Origin of the sequence: Actinocatenispora sera (assembly GCF_018324685.1) — a bacterium.
GTDB classification, from domain to species: Bacteria; Actinomycetota; Actinomycetes; order Mycobacteriales; family Micromonosporaceae; genus Actinocatenispora; species Actinocatenispora sera.
On record NZ_AP023354.1, the window covers coordinates 1,769,677 to 1,785,256 of the forward strand.

Sequence of the window (15,580 nt, forward strand, 5' to 3'; positions counted from 1 at the left end):
CGCCGGGTCAGACCTCGACGACGACCGCGATGCCCTGGCCCACCCCGATGCAGGCGGCGGCAACGCCGAGGCCGCCGCCCCGGCGGCGGACCTCGCGGCACACGTCCACCATGACCCGGGCCGCGGACGCCCCCAGCGGATGGCCCATCGCGATCGCACCACCGTTCGGATTGACCCGGTCCCGCGGAATGCCCGGCAGCTCGTGCAGGCAGCTCAGCACCATCGCGGCGAACGCCTCGTTCAGCTCCCAGGCCACGATGTCCGAAGTGGACAGTCCGGTCCGGTCCAGCACGCGCCGGATCGCGGCGACCGGCGCGGTGGAGTACCGGTTCGGTTCGACGCCGACGACGGCGGTCGCCACCAGCCGGCCGAGCGGCGTGACGCCCAGTTCCGCGGCCACCTCGGCGGTACCGACGAACGCGGCGAGCGCGCCGTCGTTGAGCGGCGAGGAGTTGCCGGCGGTGACCGGCCCGTCCGGGGTGAATGCCGGCTTCAGCTTCGCCAGCTTCGCCGCCGAGGTGTCGTCCCGGATGGACTCGTCCCGCCGTACCTGCTCGACCGGCAGCACGTAGTCGTCGTGCAGCCCGCGCTGCCAGGCCGCGGCGGCGAGCTGGTGGCTGCGCAGCGCCCACTCGTCCTGCTCGGCCCGGCCGATGCCGAGTTCGACGGCGACCTGCTCGGCGCAGGCGCCCAGCGACGCCGTCCAGGCGTCGGGGAACGCCGGGTTGACCATCCGCCAGCCGAGCCGGGTCGGGTGCAGCTGCATCGTCCGCGGCAGCGCCTCGTCCGGCGCCGGCAGCACGTACGGGGCGCGGCTCATGCTCTCGACCCCGCCGGCGACGACCAGCCGGGCGTCGCCGACCGCGACCGCGCGGCCGGCCTGCACGATCGCCTCGCCGCCGGAACCGCACAACCGGTTGACCGTACTGCCGGGCACGGTCACCGGCAGCCCGGCGAGCAGCGCCGCCATCCGGGCCACGTTGCGGTTGTCCTCGCCGGCGCCGTTCGCGTCGCCGAGGATCACGTCGTCGATGGTCGCCGGGTCGAGGCCGCGATGGCGGCGGACCAGCTCGGCGAGGGGCAGGGCGGCAAGATCGTCGGTCCGGATCCCGGACAGGCCGCCGCGGTAGCGCCCGAACGGGGTGCGTACCGCGTCGATGAGGTAGGCATCCACGCCGGCGAATCTACCGGCGCGGGCCGGGGCTGGCAGAGTGGGTGGATGCGGAAGATCAGGTGGGGCATCCTCGCCACCGGCGGGATCGCGGCGACGTTCACCGAGGACCTGCTGACGATGCCGGACGCCGAGGTGCTGGCGGTCGGCTCGCGCAGCGTCGAGGCGGCCCGGCGCTTCGCCGACCGGTACGACATCCCCCGCGCGTACGGCAGCTGGGCGGAGCTGGCCGCGGACGCCGACCTGGACGTCGTGTACGTGGCGACGCCGCACAGCGCGCACCACGCCGCCGCGGCGGCCTGCCTGGACGCCGGCCGGGCGGTACTGGTGGAGAAGCCGGCGGCGCTGTCCGCTCCGCAGGCGGAGGACCTGGTGGCACGGGCGCGCTCGGCCGGCGTGCTGTTCGTCGAGGCGATGTGGACGCGCACGCTGCCGGCGGTACGGGAGCTGACCGCGCGGATCGCCGCCGGCGACATCGGTACCCCGCGGGTGGTGTCCGCCGACTTCGGCCTGACCGGGCAGTTCGCGCCGACGCACCGGCTGCGGGACCCGGCGCTGGGCGGCGGCGCGCTGCTCGACCTCGGCGTCTACCCGGTGGCGTTCGCGCAGCTGGTGCTCGGCGAGCCGGCGACGGTGACGGCGACCGGTACCCGTACCGCCGAGGGGGTGGACGAGACGGTCGGGCTGCTGCTGAGCCACGACTCGGGCGCGGTCGCGACGCTGACCTGCTCGATCGTCGCGGACACCCCGCGGGTGGCGGCGGTGTCCGGTGACGCCGGCCGGATCGAGCTGGACCGCGGTTTCTTCGCTCCGCACGGCTTCCGGTTGTACCGGGGTGACCAGGTCGAACAGGTCGCCGCCGCACCGTCCGGGCGCGGGTACGTGCACGAGGCGGCCGAGGTGATGCGCTGCCTGCGGACCGGGGAGACGGAGAGCGCGCTGCTGCCGCTCGCCGACACCCTCGCGGTACTGCGCACCCTGGATGCCGCCCGCGCCCAGCTCGGCGTCCGCTACCCGGCGGAGTGAACGTCCGGGCACCGGCTCGGTGTGCGGGCGGCGGCCCGCTTCTGCGGCTCAACGCACCGGCTGGGTGCGCGAGCGGCGGCGTGCCCCTGCGGCTCAGCGCACCGGCTCGGCGCGCGGCGCGGCGGCCCGCCGCTGCGGCTCAGTGCACCACCAGGTAGCAGGCGTAGTACGTGATCAGCGAGAACAGCGCGGCGGCCGGCAGCGTGAGCACCCAGGCGGTGACGATGTTGCCGGCGACTCCCCAGCGGACCGCGGACAGCCGTTTCGTCGCGCCGACGCCCATGATCGCGGACGTGATCGTGTGCGTCGTGGAGATCGGCGCGCCGAAGCCGATCGCCGCGACGTACAGCACGCTGCTCGCGGTGATCTCGGCCGCGAAGCCCTGCGGCGGGTCGAGGTGGATGATCCGCCGGCCCAGGGTGCGGATCACCCGCCAGCCGCCGGAGAACGTGCCGGCGGCGATGACGATCGCAGTGAGGAAGAACACCCACAGCGGGATCTGGTAGTCGGTCTGCCGGCCACCGACGACGAGCGCGAGGACCACGATGCCCATCGTCTTCGCGGCGTCCTGCATGCCGTGCCCGAGCGACATCGCCGCCGCGGAGAACGGCTGGGCGTACCGGAAGCCCCGGTTCAGCTTGCCCGGCGGCTGGCGCCGGAAGATCCACATGATCCCGATCATCACGAAGTAGCCGAGAACCAGGCCGATCACCGGCGAGATGATCATCGGCACGATGACCTTCTCCAGGATGCCGCCCCACTTGACGCTGCCGTCGATGCCGAGCGTGATCGCCGCCAGGGTGGCGCCGACCTGCCCACCGATCAGCGAGTGCGACGACGACGCGGGCAGGCCGAAGTACCAGGTGATCAGGTTCCAGACGATGGCGCCGATCAGGCCGGCGAACACGACGACCAGGCTGGCCGAGTTCGACGGCAGGCTGACGATGCCCTCGCCGACGGTCGCGGCGACCTTGGCGCCCAGGAACGAGCCGACCACGTTGCCCAGCGCGGCCATGCCGAGCGCGACCCGGGGTCGCAGCGCGCGGGTCGACACGGAGGTCGCGATGGCGTTCGCGGCGTCGTGGAAACCGTTGGTGTAGTTGAAGATCATCGCCGTCACGATCACCACGATCGTGCCGAGCAGTGCGGTGTCCACCGGGTCAGGACTCCTTGGCCGCGATGGTCTCGACCGTGTTGGCGACGTGCTCGAACGCGTCGATCGCCTCTTCCAGGTCGTCCGCGACTTCCTTCATCTTCAGCACGTTGAGCGGCTCGTACTCGCCGGAGAACAGCCGCACGAGCAGCATCCGGTACTGGCGGTCGCCCTCGTTCTCCAGCCGGTTGACCTCGATCCAGTACGGTTCGAGGCCCTTCATGCCCTTGAGCTTCGGCATCGCCTCGGCGGTGAGCCGGGCCAGCTGGTTGAGCGTCTCGATCTGCTCGGCCATCTCCCGGGGCAGCGACGGGATCTCGGACAGCCCGTACAGGTAGACCAGGTTGCCGGCGGACTCCATCGCGTCCATCACGTCGTCCAGCCCGGACCCGAGCCGGTAGATGTCCTCCCGGTCGAACGGGGTGATGAACGTCGAGTTCACCTTGTTGTACAGCGCGTGGGTGACGTCGTCGTTGGCGTGTTCGACCTCCTGCAGGCCCTCCGAGATGGACTGGATCGTCTCGGCGCTGGCGACGACGGTCAGCCCGGTCAGCAGCTCGGCGCCGCGGACCAGGTTCTGGGCCGCCTGGTTGAAGAAGTCGTAGAAGGCGTCCTCGGACGGACGGAGCTTGAATCGCACGGCAACCTCGTCGCGATCGCGGATGGTGTCACGGCGGATGCCGCGAGCCGGAGCCCCTGCCACCGTCGTCGCGACGGCACGCTCCGGCGCCCGGCCGGTCCGATGCTAGGCATGCCCCGAGCTGGCAAAACACCCGCCCACCCCTGGTCGAGACCGGTTCAGTCGGCGTTCACCTCCCGTTCATGTACGTCCCGCAATGCCTATACGACACGCACTTTCGTCGACACGGAAAGTATTCGCGGCGTCCTCAATCGCATACTGCCGCACGAAACCCGTGCGGTCTCGACATTCCGCACACCGAACGAGAGTGGCCCGCGCCGGCGACACGGGGCCGAACACGGCGGCGCGGCGCGGGTTGTGCGACCCGCGCCGCGCCTGGCAACTCGGTTCCGTGTCCGCCGGAGCTGGCCCAGCCCCGGCGGTCGAGAGATCACCCGGAACAGGCTGTACTCGGCCTCGCTCGGTGCGATCTCTAACTCAGCATGACGCCGGAATCGGTGCCGGGCGAGCGGTTTTCCGCCACGCTGGGCGACCTGGCCGGGACCGGCGGCGACCCCGGCGGCGCGACCGCGGCGCCGGCCGGGGCCGGCGGGTCGGTGGCCGCACCGCCGTGGTGGCGGGTCACGAGGGTCAGTACCAGGATCCCGGCGACCGCGGCGAGCAGGCCGGACACCACCAGGGTGCGGTTGATGCCGACCGCGAACGCGCCGCGCAGGGCGTGCGCCGCGGCGTCCCGGGTGGTCGCCGGTACGTGCGCCAGCACCGCCTGGCCCTGGCCGGCGGCGAGCGCCGCCGCCGTGCCGGCCGGCGCCTCCGCCGGCAGCCCCGCGGCCAGCCCGCCGGAGAACACCGCGCCCAGTACGGCGATGCCGAGCGCCTGGCCGAGCTGGCGGAACGTGTTCAGAGCCCCGCCGGCCAGGCCGGCCCGGTGCCGCGGTACCGCGGCCATCACCGCGCTGGACAGCGTCGGCAGCGCGAGCCCCATCCCGACCCCGGCGACCAGCAGCCCCGGGATCAGCCGGGTACCTGCCGCGTCGGCGGTCAGCCGCGCCTCCAGCAGGTCACCGGCGGCGAGGACCAGCAGCCCGACGCCGACCGGCAGCTTCGGCGAGACGCCGTGCAGCAGCCGGCCGGCCAGCGCGGACACCACGAACCCGGCCGCGGACAGCGCCAGCCCGCCGACCAACCCGGCCCGTACCGGGCCATCGCCGAGCATCGACTGCAGCCACAGCGACGTGTACGGCAGGTACCCGAACGCCCCGGCCTGCAGCAGCAGCGCCGCGGCGAGCAGCGCGGTGACCGAGCGGTTCCGGAACAGCGACAGGTCCAGCATCGGTTGCCGCCGCCGCGACTCGACCACCAGGAACACCGCCAGCGACCCCGCCGCCAGCGCGAAGGGGACGAGCGTGCCGGCCGAGGTCCAGCCGTTGGCCGCGCCGCGGATCAGCGCGAACGTCACCGCGCCGGCCGCGACCGAGAAGCCGATCATGCCCGGTACGTCCAGCCGGCCGGCGTGCGGATTGCGCGACTCGGTGAGCAGCCGCGCCGACAGCGCCACCGCGACCACGCACACCGGCACGTTGACCAGGAAGATCGACTGCCAGTTCAGGTACTCGGTGAGCAGCCCGCCGGCGATCGGGCCGGCCGCCGCGGACGCGCCGGACACCGCACCCCAGACGCCGAACGCGATCCCGCGGTCCTTGCCGGCGTAGCTGGCGGTCAGCAGCGCCATCGAGGTGGCGAGCATCGCCGCGCCGCCGACGCCCTGCACCGCGCGCGCCGCGATCAGTACCGGCGCGTTCGGCGCCAGCGCGCTGGCCAGCGACGCCGCGGCGAACACCACCAGGCCGGCCAGGTAGCTGCGGCGCCGCCCGTACCGGTCGGCCAGCGACCCGACCGTCAGCAGCAACGCCGCCAGCACCAGCGCGTACCCGTCGATCACCCACTGCAGTTCGCCGAACGAGGCGTCCAGGTGCTCGCCCATCGTCGGCAGCGCGACCACCACGATCGTCACGTCGATCATCAGCATCAGGTTGCCCAGGCAGACCGCGAGCAACGGCCCCCACTTCCGCATGATCGTTCCTCCCCTTGCGGATTCGTCTCGGCGGCCAGCCTGCGCGGACGGCGGCGGGATTCCCAACCATGGCCGTACCGGTGGCGGAATCCGACACGAACTATGGTCGGACGATGGAATCCGTCGCGCTCGATCGACTCGACCGGCGGCTCGTGCACGCGTTGAAGGTGGACGGCCGCGCCTCGTTCGCCCGGATCGGCGCGGTGCTCGGGGTCTCCGACCAGACCGTCGCCCGGCGGTACGCACGGCTGCGGTCGTCCGGCGGGCTGCGCGTCGTCGGCGTCCCGGAGTGGTACGGGATGGAGCAGTGGTTCTTCCGGCTGCGCTCCACCCCGGACGCGGCGGCGCCGATTGCCGACGCGCTCGCCCGCCGCACCGACACGTACTGGGTGCATCTGGTCTCCGGCGGCAGCGAGGTGCTGTGCTCCACCCGGCCGGACACCCGGGCCAGCCGGGACGCGCTGCTGCTCGGCAAGCTGCCGCGCACCCCGCGGATCACCGACTTCACCGCGTACCAGCTGCTGCGCGGCTACGAACCGGACCCGACCCTGTTCGTGCACCGGCTCGGCGACGGGCTCGACCCGGCCGAGGTGGACGCGCTGCGGCAACCCGCGCCGACCGAACCGCCGCCGACGTCGCCGGACGACGCCGACCGCGCGATCCTCGCCGTGCTCGGCCGGGACGGTCGGGCCGGTCACGCCGAGCTGGCGCGGGCGGCCGGGTGTTCGGAGTCGACCGCCCGGCGCCGGCTCGACACGCTGCGCTCGACCGGCCAGGTCCGGTTCGACATCGACCTGGTCAACAACCTGATCGACGTCGACACCACCGCGATGCTCTTCCTGTCCGTGCTGCCCAGCGAGCTGTTCGCGGCCGCCGAGCAGCTGATCCGGCAGGCCCCGGTGAACTTCGCCGCCGCGGTCACCGGGCCGAACAACCTGATCGCAAGCGTCAGCTGCCCGAGCGCCCGCGCGCTCTTCGAGTACCTCGGCGGCCCGATCGGGCGGCTCCCCGGCGTCACCGGGTACGAAACCGCCCCGTCCGTCCGGGTGCTCAAACGCCACGGCCAACTGGATGCCGACCCCCGTCGTTGATCAAGGGATCGGTACACATCGTGCCTGGAGCCGGTGCGCCGATCCCTTGATCAACGCTGCGGGGGCGGGCAGTGCTCAACGTTGCGGGGTGGAGTGGTGGGCGGGAGCATCGAGGTCCGCGGCGAGATCGGCGAGTTCGCGCAGGTGGTCGGCGCCGACGTAGTCGACGCCGGCGGTCGCCAGCGCGCGCCAGAACCGCCGGCGTACCCCGGAACGCCAGCTCGGGCCGCCCCAGAACCGCAGCGCCCGGCCGTCCGCGTGCACCCGCTCGACCAGCTCCACCAGCCGGCGCCGCTCCCGGTCCGGGAACGGCCCGTTGCCGCGCCACCGGAACATGCGCGTCCAGCGCTCGCTGACCAGCGGTACCAGCTGCGGCGGCAACCGCTTGCCGGACACCTCGGCGAGCGTGCCGTCGCAGCCCAGCAGGCGATCGTGCTGCGCACCGACGAACTCGTGCGGCGTACCCGCACCGGTCACCACCACCGTGATCGGCCCACCGTGCAGGACATCGCCGGCGTACCGAGTGAACAGGCCCGGATACCGCCCCAGCTGCGCGGCGAGCAGCGTGCAGCACTCCACCGGCTCGTGCTTCGCCTCCACCAGCAGTTGCAGCCCGCGCGCCGCCCCCGGGTACACCGCGCCGAGCCGGCGCACCCGTTCGGCCAGCGGATCCAGGTACAGCCGGGTCAGGGTGCGGTGCGGTGACAGCTCCCGCCGGCCGTGCCCGACGAGCAGTTCACCGCGCACCGGCCACACGTCGACCTCGATACTCGCGTACCCGAAGTGCAGCGCGGCGAACAGCGGTCGCCGGTGCCGGTAGTCGTTGTGCGCGTGCCCGAACCGCAGGTACGGATAGTCCGGCTCGCAATCCGCCACCCGCGCTGCGGTACCCCGAAACATGGCTCCACGCTGGCACAACACGCCCGGATCCGGGGCCGGATCGGCACCCGCTCGGGTGCGGGGCGCAGAATCGGGAGATGGCCGACGAGTTCGAGCGTCACCGGGACCACCTCACCGGCGTTGCGTACCGCCTGCTCGGTGGCATCGCCGAGGCCGAGGACGCGGTGCAGGAGGCGTGGCTGCGCTGGCGCGACGTGGACCAGACCGCGATCGACGACCCGCGCGCCTGGCTGACCACCGTCACCGGGCGAATCTGCCTGGACGTGCTGCGCTCGGCGCGGGTGCGACGGGAGGCGTACGTCGGGTCCTGGTTACCGGAGCCGGTGGTGCGGCCGCTCGCCGACGTCGCCACGCTCGATCCGGGCGAGCGCGTGGCCCGCACCGACGAGGTGAGCATGGCGCTGCTCGCGCTGCTGGAGCGCCTCACCCCGGAGCAGCGGGTCGCGTTCGTCCTGCACGACGTGTTCGACGTGCCGTTCGACCAGATCGCCGACACGCTGGGCATCCGTACCGACGCGGCGCGGGCGCTCGCCTCCCGCGGGCGGCGCGCGGTGCGTGATTCCGGTGTGCCCCGGCACAACGCCGAACTGGCCGAGCAGCGCCGGGTCGTCGCCGCGTTCCTGCGCGCCTGCCAGCAGGGCGACCTGGCGGGGCTGCTCGCCGTGCTGGCGCCGGACGTCACCCTGGTCGGTGACGGCGGTGGCCTCGCCCCGTCGGTCCGGGAGCCGGTCAGCGGTGCGGAACGGGTCGGCCGGTTCCTGTTCAACCTCGGCCGGCGGGCCAACGATCCGGACGTGGTGCTGGTGCCGGTGCTGGTCAACGGCGACCTCGGCCTGTACGGCGCGGGCGAGCTCGGCGGCAACCACACCGCGGTGGTGATGGCGTTCGGCATCGCCGACGGCCGGATCACCGCGGTGTTCAACCAGCTCAACCCGGACAAGCTCGGCCACCTCCCGCCGCTGGAACCGAACTGACGCCGGTCAGCCCGTCGTTTCCCGCAGGGTGAGGGCGGCGGCCCGGGTCAGCCACGGGCGGAACTCGGTGGCGAACGGCTCGGCGCCGGCGGTGATCGCCTCGAACACCTCGTCGGCGGCCGCCTCGGCGGCGGCGATCACGTCGGCGGGGTAGCCGTAGCGCACCCGGTGCTCGGCGAACTCGTCCTCGTCCAGCCGCTCGATCCGGCCGTCTCGCCGGCGCACCACGTCGAGATCGAGGTCGACGGCGTGCAACTCGTCGCCGTGCCAGCTCGGCACTGTGGTCATGTCGGAGTAGATCTCGGTCGGGTGCGGCGCCGCGTTGAAGTTGGCCGTCCACCACTTCTCGCCGTCGGCGACCAGCAGCACCTGCGCCACCTCCCAGGTCAGCGCCGGCTCGGCGCCGCGTTGCAGCGCGGTGCCGGCCGGCGCGCCCAGCCAGGTGCCGAACCGGTCGGAGCCGAGCCGGACCGCGTCGAAATGCCAGTGCAACGACCCGTCGTACTTGAAATAGCGCACCTGCACCCAGTCATCCGCAACCATGCCGCGACCGTACCCGCCGGGTCGGACGGCCGGCGTTGGCCTGTGGACAGCGCCGGCCCCTGTGGACAACCCGGGGGTGGACCGGCGGGGTCGGGTAGCGTCGGGCGGCGTGACGAGCACCGTGCCACAGACCCGGAGACCGTCCGTCCTCGACCTGCTGGGCGCGGCGGTCGCCGCGGTGCCCGGCGGTGCGAGCCGGCCCGGTCAGGTGCGCATGGCCGAGGCGGTCGACGAGGCGATCAACAGCGGCGAGCACCTGCTCGTGCAGGCCGGCACCGGCACCGGCAAGTCGCTCGCCTACCTGGTCGGTGCGCTGCGCGAGCGCGGCCCGGTGGTGGTCTCCACCGCCACCCTCGCGTTGCAGGCGCAACTGATCGAGCACGACCTGCCGCGGCTGGCCGAGGCGGTGACCCCGCTGCTCGGCCGACCGCCGACGTTCGCGGTGCTCAAGGGCCGGCACCACTACGCCTGCCGGGCCCGGCTGGACGCCGGCGCCGAGGAGCCCGAGCCGGATCTGTTCGGCGAGTCCGGCGGCGGGTCGCAGTGGCTCGGCGCCGCCGGCCGGATCGGCAAGCAGGTGGTCCGGCTGCGCGAGTGGGCGGCCGACAGCGAGACCGGCGACCGGGACGAGCTCGATCCGGGCGTGGACGACATGGTCTGGCGCACGGTGTCCATGCCGGCGCGGGAATGCGTTGGCGCGCAACGCTGTCCGTTCGGCGACGAGTGCTTCGCCGAGGCGTCCCGGGTGCGTGCCCGGTCCGCCGACATCGTCGTCACCAACCACAGCCTGCTCGCCGTCGACATGATGTCCGGTCGGCACATCCTGCCGCCGCACGAGGTGCTGATCATCGACGAGGCGCACGAGCTGGCCGACCGGATGACCTCGGCGGCCCGCGCCGAGCTGTCCGCGGAGGCGATCGACCGGGCCACCCGGCGTGCCCGCACCCTGCTCGACGGCGGGGTGCTCGACCGGCTCACCGAGGCGTCCGACGCGCTGGCCCTCGCGCTCGCCGGCGCGCCGCCGGGCCGGCTGGTCGAGCTGCCGGCCGCGGTGCGCGACGCGGTGAGTCTGGTGCAGGCGGCCGGCCGCGCCGCGGTGAACGCGTTCGGCGACGTGCGCGCCGACGATCCCGACCCGGTGCACAAGCAGCAGGCGAAGTCGACGGTGCAGACCATCGCCGAGGTCGCCGAGCGGCTGCTCGACTGCTCGCCACAGGACGTGATCTGGGTGGAGGGAGTCACCCAGGAACATCCCGGGCTGCACGTGGCACCGCTGTCGGTCGCCGGGCTGCTGCGGTCGTTGCTCTACGCCGACCGGACGGTCGTGGCCACCTCGGCCACGCTCGCGCTGGGCGGCCGGTTCGACACCGTCGCCGCCGGCCTCGGGTTGCCTGCCGGCTACGGGCGCACCCCCGAGACGGGCGACGTCCGGCCCGACCCGCCGGCCGACGGCGCCGCCATCCCATCGCTGCGACCGACCAGATCGACCCAGCCGTTCCTGCTCGCCGGCGGCGAGCAGGACGGCGACGAGGAGCCGCCGGCCTGGCGCGCGCTGGACGTCGGTTCCCCGTTCGACTACGCCAAGCAGGGCATCCTCTACGTCGCGGCCCGGCTGCCCCGGCCGACCCAGTCCGGTCTGTCCGACCCGGCCGCGGACGAGCTGGTGCGGCTGGTCGAGGCGCTCGGCGGTCGCACCCTGGGGCTGTTCTCGTCCCGCCGGGCGGCCGACCGTGCCGCCGAGGTGGTGCGCGCCGCCACCGGCGTCGAGGTCTACCTGCAGGGCGACGAGGCGCTGCCGATCCTGGTCCGCAAGTTCCGGCAGGAGCAGTCGAGCTGCCTGTTCGGGGTGATGTCGCTGTGGCAGGGGGTGGACGTGCCGGGTGACTCCTGCCAGCTGGTGGTGATCGACCGGCTGCCGTTCCCGCGGCCGGACGAGCCGCTCTCGGCGGCCCGGAGCGCCGCCGTCGACGCGTCCGGCGGGTCCGGGTTCGCCGCGGTCAGCGTGCCGGCGGCGGCGGTCCGGCTGGCGCAGGGGGTGGGCCGGTTGGTGCGGGCCGACACCGACCGGGGCGTGGTCGCGGTGCTCGACTCGCGCCTGCACACCGCCCGGTCGTACGGCACGTTCCTGCGCAACTCGCTGCCGCCGTTCTGGTACACGACGAGTCCCGACGTCGTGCTCGGCGCGCTGCGACGACTCCGCGACACCGCGGCGACGTCCTGAGACGCGTGGCAGGCACCGAGACACCGCGGCGTCACGCCGAGGCGCGTGGCGGGTTTCGCGGCGTCGGGTTGGGCCGCGTGGCGGGTTCGACGGGGTGGGCGGAGACGCGAGACCGGCCCCGGCCCCGGCGGTGCCGGGGCCGGTCGTGGATCGTGCGGCTCAGCTCGTGCCGTTGAGCAGGTCCTCGAAGGCGGTGGCGGTCGCGAACGGGTCGGCTTCGGCGGCCGGTTCGCGCGCGGCGACCAACGCGGCGAGCTCCCGGCCGGCCCGCTCGATCCGTTTCGCCAGGCCGGTTTCCGCGTCGGCGCTGCCCCACTCCTCGGTCGCGGCGTAGACGCCGGTCGGCGCCACGACCGCGTGCAGGTAGCTGAACAGCGGACGCAGCGCGTGGTCGAGCACCAGCGAGTGCCGGGCCGTACCGCCGGTCGCGCCGATCAGCACCGGCCGGTCGGCGAGCGTGCCCTCGTCGAGTACGTCGAAGAACGACTTGAACAGCCCGCTGTACGAGGCGTTGAACGTCGGTGTCACCGCGATCACCGCGTCCGCGTTGGCGACCGTGGACAGCAGCGGCCGCAGCTTCGAGTTGGCGAAGCCGGTGACGAAGTTGTCCGCGATGTCGTGCGCGGCCTCGCGCAGCTCGACGGTCTCGACGTCGGCCTCGATGCCCAGCTCGGCCAGCCCGCGCACGGTCGCCTCGGTGAGCCGGTCGGTGAGCAACCGGGTCGACGACGGCGCGCCGAGCCCGGCGCTGATCGCGACGATGCTGCGTCGCCCGAGCGGCGTGGCCCCGGTCATCGTGTCTTCCTCCCTGTCGCGCGTCACTGGTCGATCGGCTGGCCGTTCGCGGCGAGCAGGCTCGCGTGTGTCGGCGCGTCCGGCACGTGCGCCGGCCGTACCGCGGCGAACTCCTTGCGCAGCACCGGAACGACCTCCTCGCCGAGCAGGTCGAGCTGCTCCAGCACGACCTTCTCCGGCAGCCCTGCGTGGTCCATCAGGAACAGCTGCCGCTGGTAGTCGCCCACGTAGTCCCGGAACCCGAGGGTAAGGTCGATGACCTGCTGCGGGCTGCCCACCGTGAGCGGCGTCTCGGCGGTGAACTCCTCCAGCGACGGCCCGTGCCCGTACACCGGGGCGTTGTCGAAGTACGGCCGGAACTCGCGCACCGCGTCCTGCGAGTTCTTGCGCATGAACACCTGCCCGCCGAGCCCGACGATGGCCTGGTCGGCGTCGCCGTGCCCGTAGTGCTCGAACCGCTTGCGGTAGAACTCGACCATCTTCCGGGTGTGCTCGGCCGGCCAGAAGATGTGGTTGGCGAAGAACCCGTCGCCGTAGTAGGCCGCCTGCTCGGCGATCTCCGGGCTACGGATCGACCCGTGCCAGACGAACGGCGGTACGCCGTCGAGCGGCCGCGGCGTGGCGGTGAAGCCGTGCAGCGGGGTGCGGTGCTTGCCCTCCCAGTCCACGACCTCCTCGGTCCACAACCGGTGCAGCAGGTGGTAGTTCTCGATCGCGAGGTCGATGCCGTCCCGGATGTCCTTGCCGAACCACGGGTACACCGGCCCGGTGTTGCCGCGGCCGAGCGTCAGGTCGACCCGGCCGTCGGCGAGGTGCTGCAGCATCGCGTAGTCCTCGGCGATCTTCACCGGGTCGTTGGTGGTGATCAGCGTGGTCGCGGTGGACAGGATCAGCCGGCTGGTGCGGGCCGCGACGTACCCCAGCATGGTGGTGGGTGACGACGGTACGAACGGCGGGTTGTGGTGCTCGCCGAACGCGGCGACGTCCAGGCCGACCTCTTCGGCCTTCTGCGCGATCCGGACCATGCTCTTGATCCGCTCGCCTTCGGTGGGCGTGCGGCCGGTCGTCGGGTCCGGTGTCACGTCCCCCACGGTGAAGATCCCGAACTGCATTGCCGCGCCACTCCTGTCAGTAGTTGACTTCGCAAATATATCTGCTTGAACGGCTGCCGGGCGCAGGTATTCCCGCGCGTGGCCGGGCGCCGTCGTGCTCGACCGGGCCAGTGCCCTGGATCACCCTGGCGTCCGAGCCAAAACTGTATCTAATATAAACAGCGTCTATGAGAAACAATTTGAGGAGCAGTCATGACACGACTGACGAGCAGGACGGCACTGGTCACCGGTGGGTCGCGAGGGATCGGGCGGGCGATCGCCGAGCGGCTCGCCGCGGACGGCGCCCTGGTGGCCGTGCACTACGGCAGCGACGACACCGCGGCCAAGGACGCCGTCGCCGCGATCGAGGCGGCCGGCGGGCAGGCGTTCGCCGTCCGGGCCACCTTCGGTACCGACGGTGCGATCGAGCAGCTCGCCGGCGCGGTGGCCGCCGAACTGCACCGGTGCACCGGCAGCGACCGGCTCGACATCCTGGTCAACAACGCCGCGGTCAGCGAGTCCGACGGCGGCATCGAGGCCGAGACGCCGGCCGCGTTCGACCGGCTCTTCGCGATCAACGTCCGGACGCCGTTCTTCCTGATCCAGCGGCTGCTGCGGCAGATGGGAGCGGGCGGCCGGATCGTCAACATCGGCTCCGCCGTCACCCGGATCGCGCTGCCCGGCGAACTCGGGTACGCGATGACCAAGGCGGCGCTCGCCACCCTGGGGCGCAACCTCGCCAACGAGGTGGGGCCGCGCGGCATCACCGTGAACACCGTGAACCCGGGACCGACCCGTACCGATCGGACCGCGTTCCTGTTCGACCAGCCGCAGGCGGCCGCCATGGTGTCCGCCGGGCAGGCGATCGAACGGATCGGCCTGCCGTCCGACATCGCCGCCGTGGTGGCGTTCCTGGCCGGCGACGACGCCGGCTGGATCACTGCGAACACCATCGACGCGACCGGCGGCAGCTACCTCGGCCCGAAGACGCTCGGCTGATGGACGACACCTCGACGCGGTTCGCCGTGCCGGCCGGGCGGCGCTGCCGACCGGAGATGCCGCGTCGAGGGGGCGGGCCGGGGTGTCAGGCGGAAGCGGCGTCGAGGGCGCCGCGGGCGAGGGTACGGGCGTCGTCGACGAGATGCTTCAGCGATGCCGGGGTCGGCCGGGCGACCGCGACCAGCTCGTCCAGCTCGGCCAGCCCGGCGCCGTCCAGCAGGGTCTTCTCGTTCGTGACCCACTCCCCGCGGGCGGCCAGGATCGCGTGCGCTGCCTGGCTCGCGGCCACCGTCACCAGCCCGGCGCAGGCCGCGAGCCGGCCGTGCCGGGCATGGTTCGCTCGGGCGTACTCGAAGACCCGCTCGGCGCTGCCCCACCAGACGGGTGGCGCCGACCGGCGCAGCGCCGCCGGGTAGTCCGGCCGGGGCAGCTCGCCCCGCAGTACCCGCGCGATCGCGAGCTCACCGACGACCAGGTAGCTGGGGATGCCGGCCAGGTGGAACAGCAGCGGTTCGATCCGGAACCGGCCGGCCTGCGCCTCGACCAGCTCGTGCTCCACCACGTTCAGGTCGCGGTAGTGCACGTCGACCGGCCGCCCGTCGATGCGCAGCCAGGCACCGCCGTTGAACACCCCGCCGCCCCAACCGCCCAGCGCGGACACCTCGCCCGGCCAGCCGATCGCCCGCAGCGCCTCCGGATCGAAGTCGCCGCGGTAGTAGATCGCCAGGTCCCAGTCGCTGTCGTGCCGGCAGGTGCCCTGCGCCCGCGAGCCACCGAGCGCCACCGCGGTGACACCGGGCAGCCCGGCCAGCGCGTCGGCCACGTCGTCCAGGAACGTCGCGTCGTCCATCGCCCACCCGCATCCATCGACCGCCACCCGTCCACGGTCTACCAGCGCCGCC

General features: G+C 73.1%; 14 protein-coding genes. 5 read left to right on the forward strand and 9 right to left on the reverse strand.

The window, feature by feature from the left end:
* Window positions 1-7 precede the first annotated feature (7 nt).
* Window positions 8-1,174: a thiolase family protein gene (locus Asera_RS08540; RefSeq protein ID WP_030449059.1), complete on the reverse strand. Its 1,167-nt coding sequence runs from the start codon at window positions 1,172-1,174 to the stop codon at window positions 8-10.
* Between the two features lie 45 nt (window positions 1,175-1,219).
* On the opposite strand from Asera_RS08540, the gene Asera_RS08545 reads away from it, so the two are divergent.
* A complete protein-coding gene (locus Asera_RS08545; RefSeq protein ID WP_030449058.1) occupies window positions 1,220-2,197 on the forward strand; it encodes a Gfo/Idh/MocA family protein in 978 nt (325 codons plus the stop codon).
* Window positions 2,198-2,336: 139 nt separating this feature from the next.
* Here the strand turns inward: Asera_RS08545 and Asera_RS08550 are convergent, their stop codons facing one another.
* The 3 genes from Asera_RS08550 to Asera_RS08560 form a co-directional block, all read right to left on the reverse strand.
* The gene (locus Asera_RS08550) at window positions 2,337-3,353 is read right to left on the reverse strand and encodes an inorganic phosphate transporter (RefSeq protein WP_030449057.1); all 1,017 of its coding nucleotides are present in this window, start codon (window positions 3,351-3,353) and stop codon (window positions 2,337-2,339) included.
* Between the two features lie 4 nt (window positions 3,354-3,357).
* A complete protein-coding gene (locus Asera_RS08555; protein WP_030449056.1) occupies window positions 3,358-3,990 on the reverse strand; it encodes a DUF47 domain-containing protein in 633 nt (210 codons plus the stop codon).
* A gap of 472 nt (window positions 3,991-4,462) precedes the next feature.
* Window positions 4,463-6,064, reverse strand: a complete 1,602-nt coding sequence (locus Asera_RS08560) for an MFS transporter (protein WP_051802888.1) — start codon at window positions 6,062-6,064, stop codon at window positions 4,463-4,465.
* 113 nt (window positions 6,065-6,177) lie between these two features.
* On the opposite strand from Asera_RS08560, the gene Asera_RS08565 reads away from it, so the two are divergent.
* Window positions 6,178-7,155: an Lrp/AsnC family transcriptional regulator gene (locus Asera_RS08565; RefSeq protein ID WP_030449054.1), complete on the forward strand. Its 978-nt coding sequence runs from the start codon at window positions 6,178-6,180 to the stop codon at window positions 7,153-7,155.
* Between the two features lie 75 nt (window positions 7,156-7,230).
* Here Asera_RS08565 and Asera_RS08570 read toward each other — a convergent pair whose 3' ends face one another.
* Window positions 7,231-8,031 (reverse strand): PI-PLC domain-containing protein, encoded by an 801-nt coding sequence (locus Asera_RS08570; RefSeq protein ID WP_157035125.1) that lies wholly within the window; start codon window positions 8,029-8,031, stop codon window positions 7,231-7,233.
* A gap of 101 nt (window positions 8,032-8,132) precedes the next feature.
* On the opposite strand from Asera_RS08570, the gene sigJ reads away from it, so the two are divergent.
* A complete protein-coding gene (sigJ, locus tag Asera_RS08575) occupies window positions 8,133-9,029 on the forward strand; it encodes an RNA polymerase sigma factor SigJ (RefSeq protein ID WP_030449052.1) in 897 nt (298 codons plus the stop codon).
* 6 nt (window positions 9,030-9,035) lie between these two features.
* On the opposite strand, the gene Asera_RS08580 is transcribed toward sigJ, so the two are convergent.
* Window positions 9,036-9,572, reverse strand: a complete 537-nt coding sequence (locus Asera_RS08580) for a DUF402 domain-containing protein (protein ID WP_035298310.1) — start codon at window positions 9,570-9,572, stop codon at window positions 9,036-9,038.
* A 214-nt stretch (window positions 9,573-9,786) separates the two neighbouring features.
* Here Asera_RS08580 and Asera_RS08585 point away from each other — a divergent pair, with 214 nt between their 5' ends.
* Window positions 9,787-11,793: an ATP-dependent DNA helicase gene (locus Asera_RS08585; RefSeq protein ID WP_244844163.1), complete on the forward strand. Its 2,007-nt coding sequence runs from the start codon at window positions 9,787-9,789 to the stop codon at window positions 11,791-11,793.
* A gap of 159 nt (window positions 11,794-11,952) precedes the next feature.
* Here the strand turns inward: Asera_RS08585 and Asera_RS08590 are convergent, their stop codons facing one another.
* Window positions 11,953-12,588: an FMN reductase gene (locus Asera_RS08590; protein ID WP_030449049.1), complete on the reverse strand. Its 636-nt coding sequence runs from the start codon at window positions 12,586-12,588 to the stop codon at window positions 11,953-11,955.
* Window positions 12,589-12,611: 23 nt separating this feature from the next.
* Window positions 12,612-13,700 carry an LLM class flavin-dependent oxidoreductase gene (locus Asera_RS08595; protein ID WP_030449048.1) on the reverse strand — a complete coding sequence of 363 codons (1,089 nt, stop codon included), beginning with the start codon at window positions 13,698-13,700 and terminating at the stop codon, window positions 12,612-12,614.
* Window positions 13,701-13,892: 192 nt separating this feature from the next.
* On the opposite strand from Asera_RS08595, the gene Asera_RS08600 reads away from it, so the two are divergent.
* A complete protein-coding gene (locus tag Asera_RS08600; RefSeq protein ID WP_030449047.1) occupies window positions 13,893-14,678 on the forward strand; it encodes an SDR family NAD(P)-dependent oxidoreductase in 786 nt (261 codons plus the stop codon).
* Window positions 14,679-14,763: 85 nt separating this feature from the next.
* Here the strand turns inward: Asera_RS08600 and Asera_RS08605 are convergent, their stop codons facing one another.
* Complete coding sequence (locus Asera_RS08605; RefSeq protein ID WP_030449046.1) at window positions 14,764-15,555, reverse strand: nucleotidyltransferase domain-containing protein; 792 nt, start codon at window positions 15,553-15,555, stop codon at window positions 14,764-14,766.
* Window positions 15,556-15,580 lie beyond the last annotated feature (25 nt).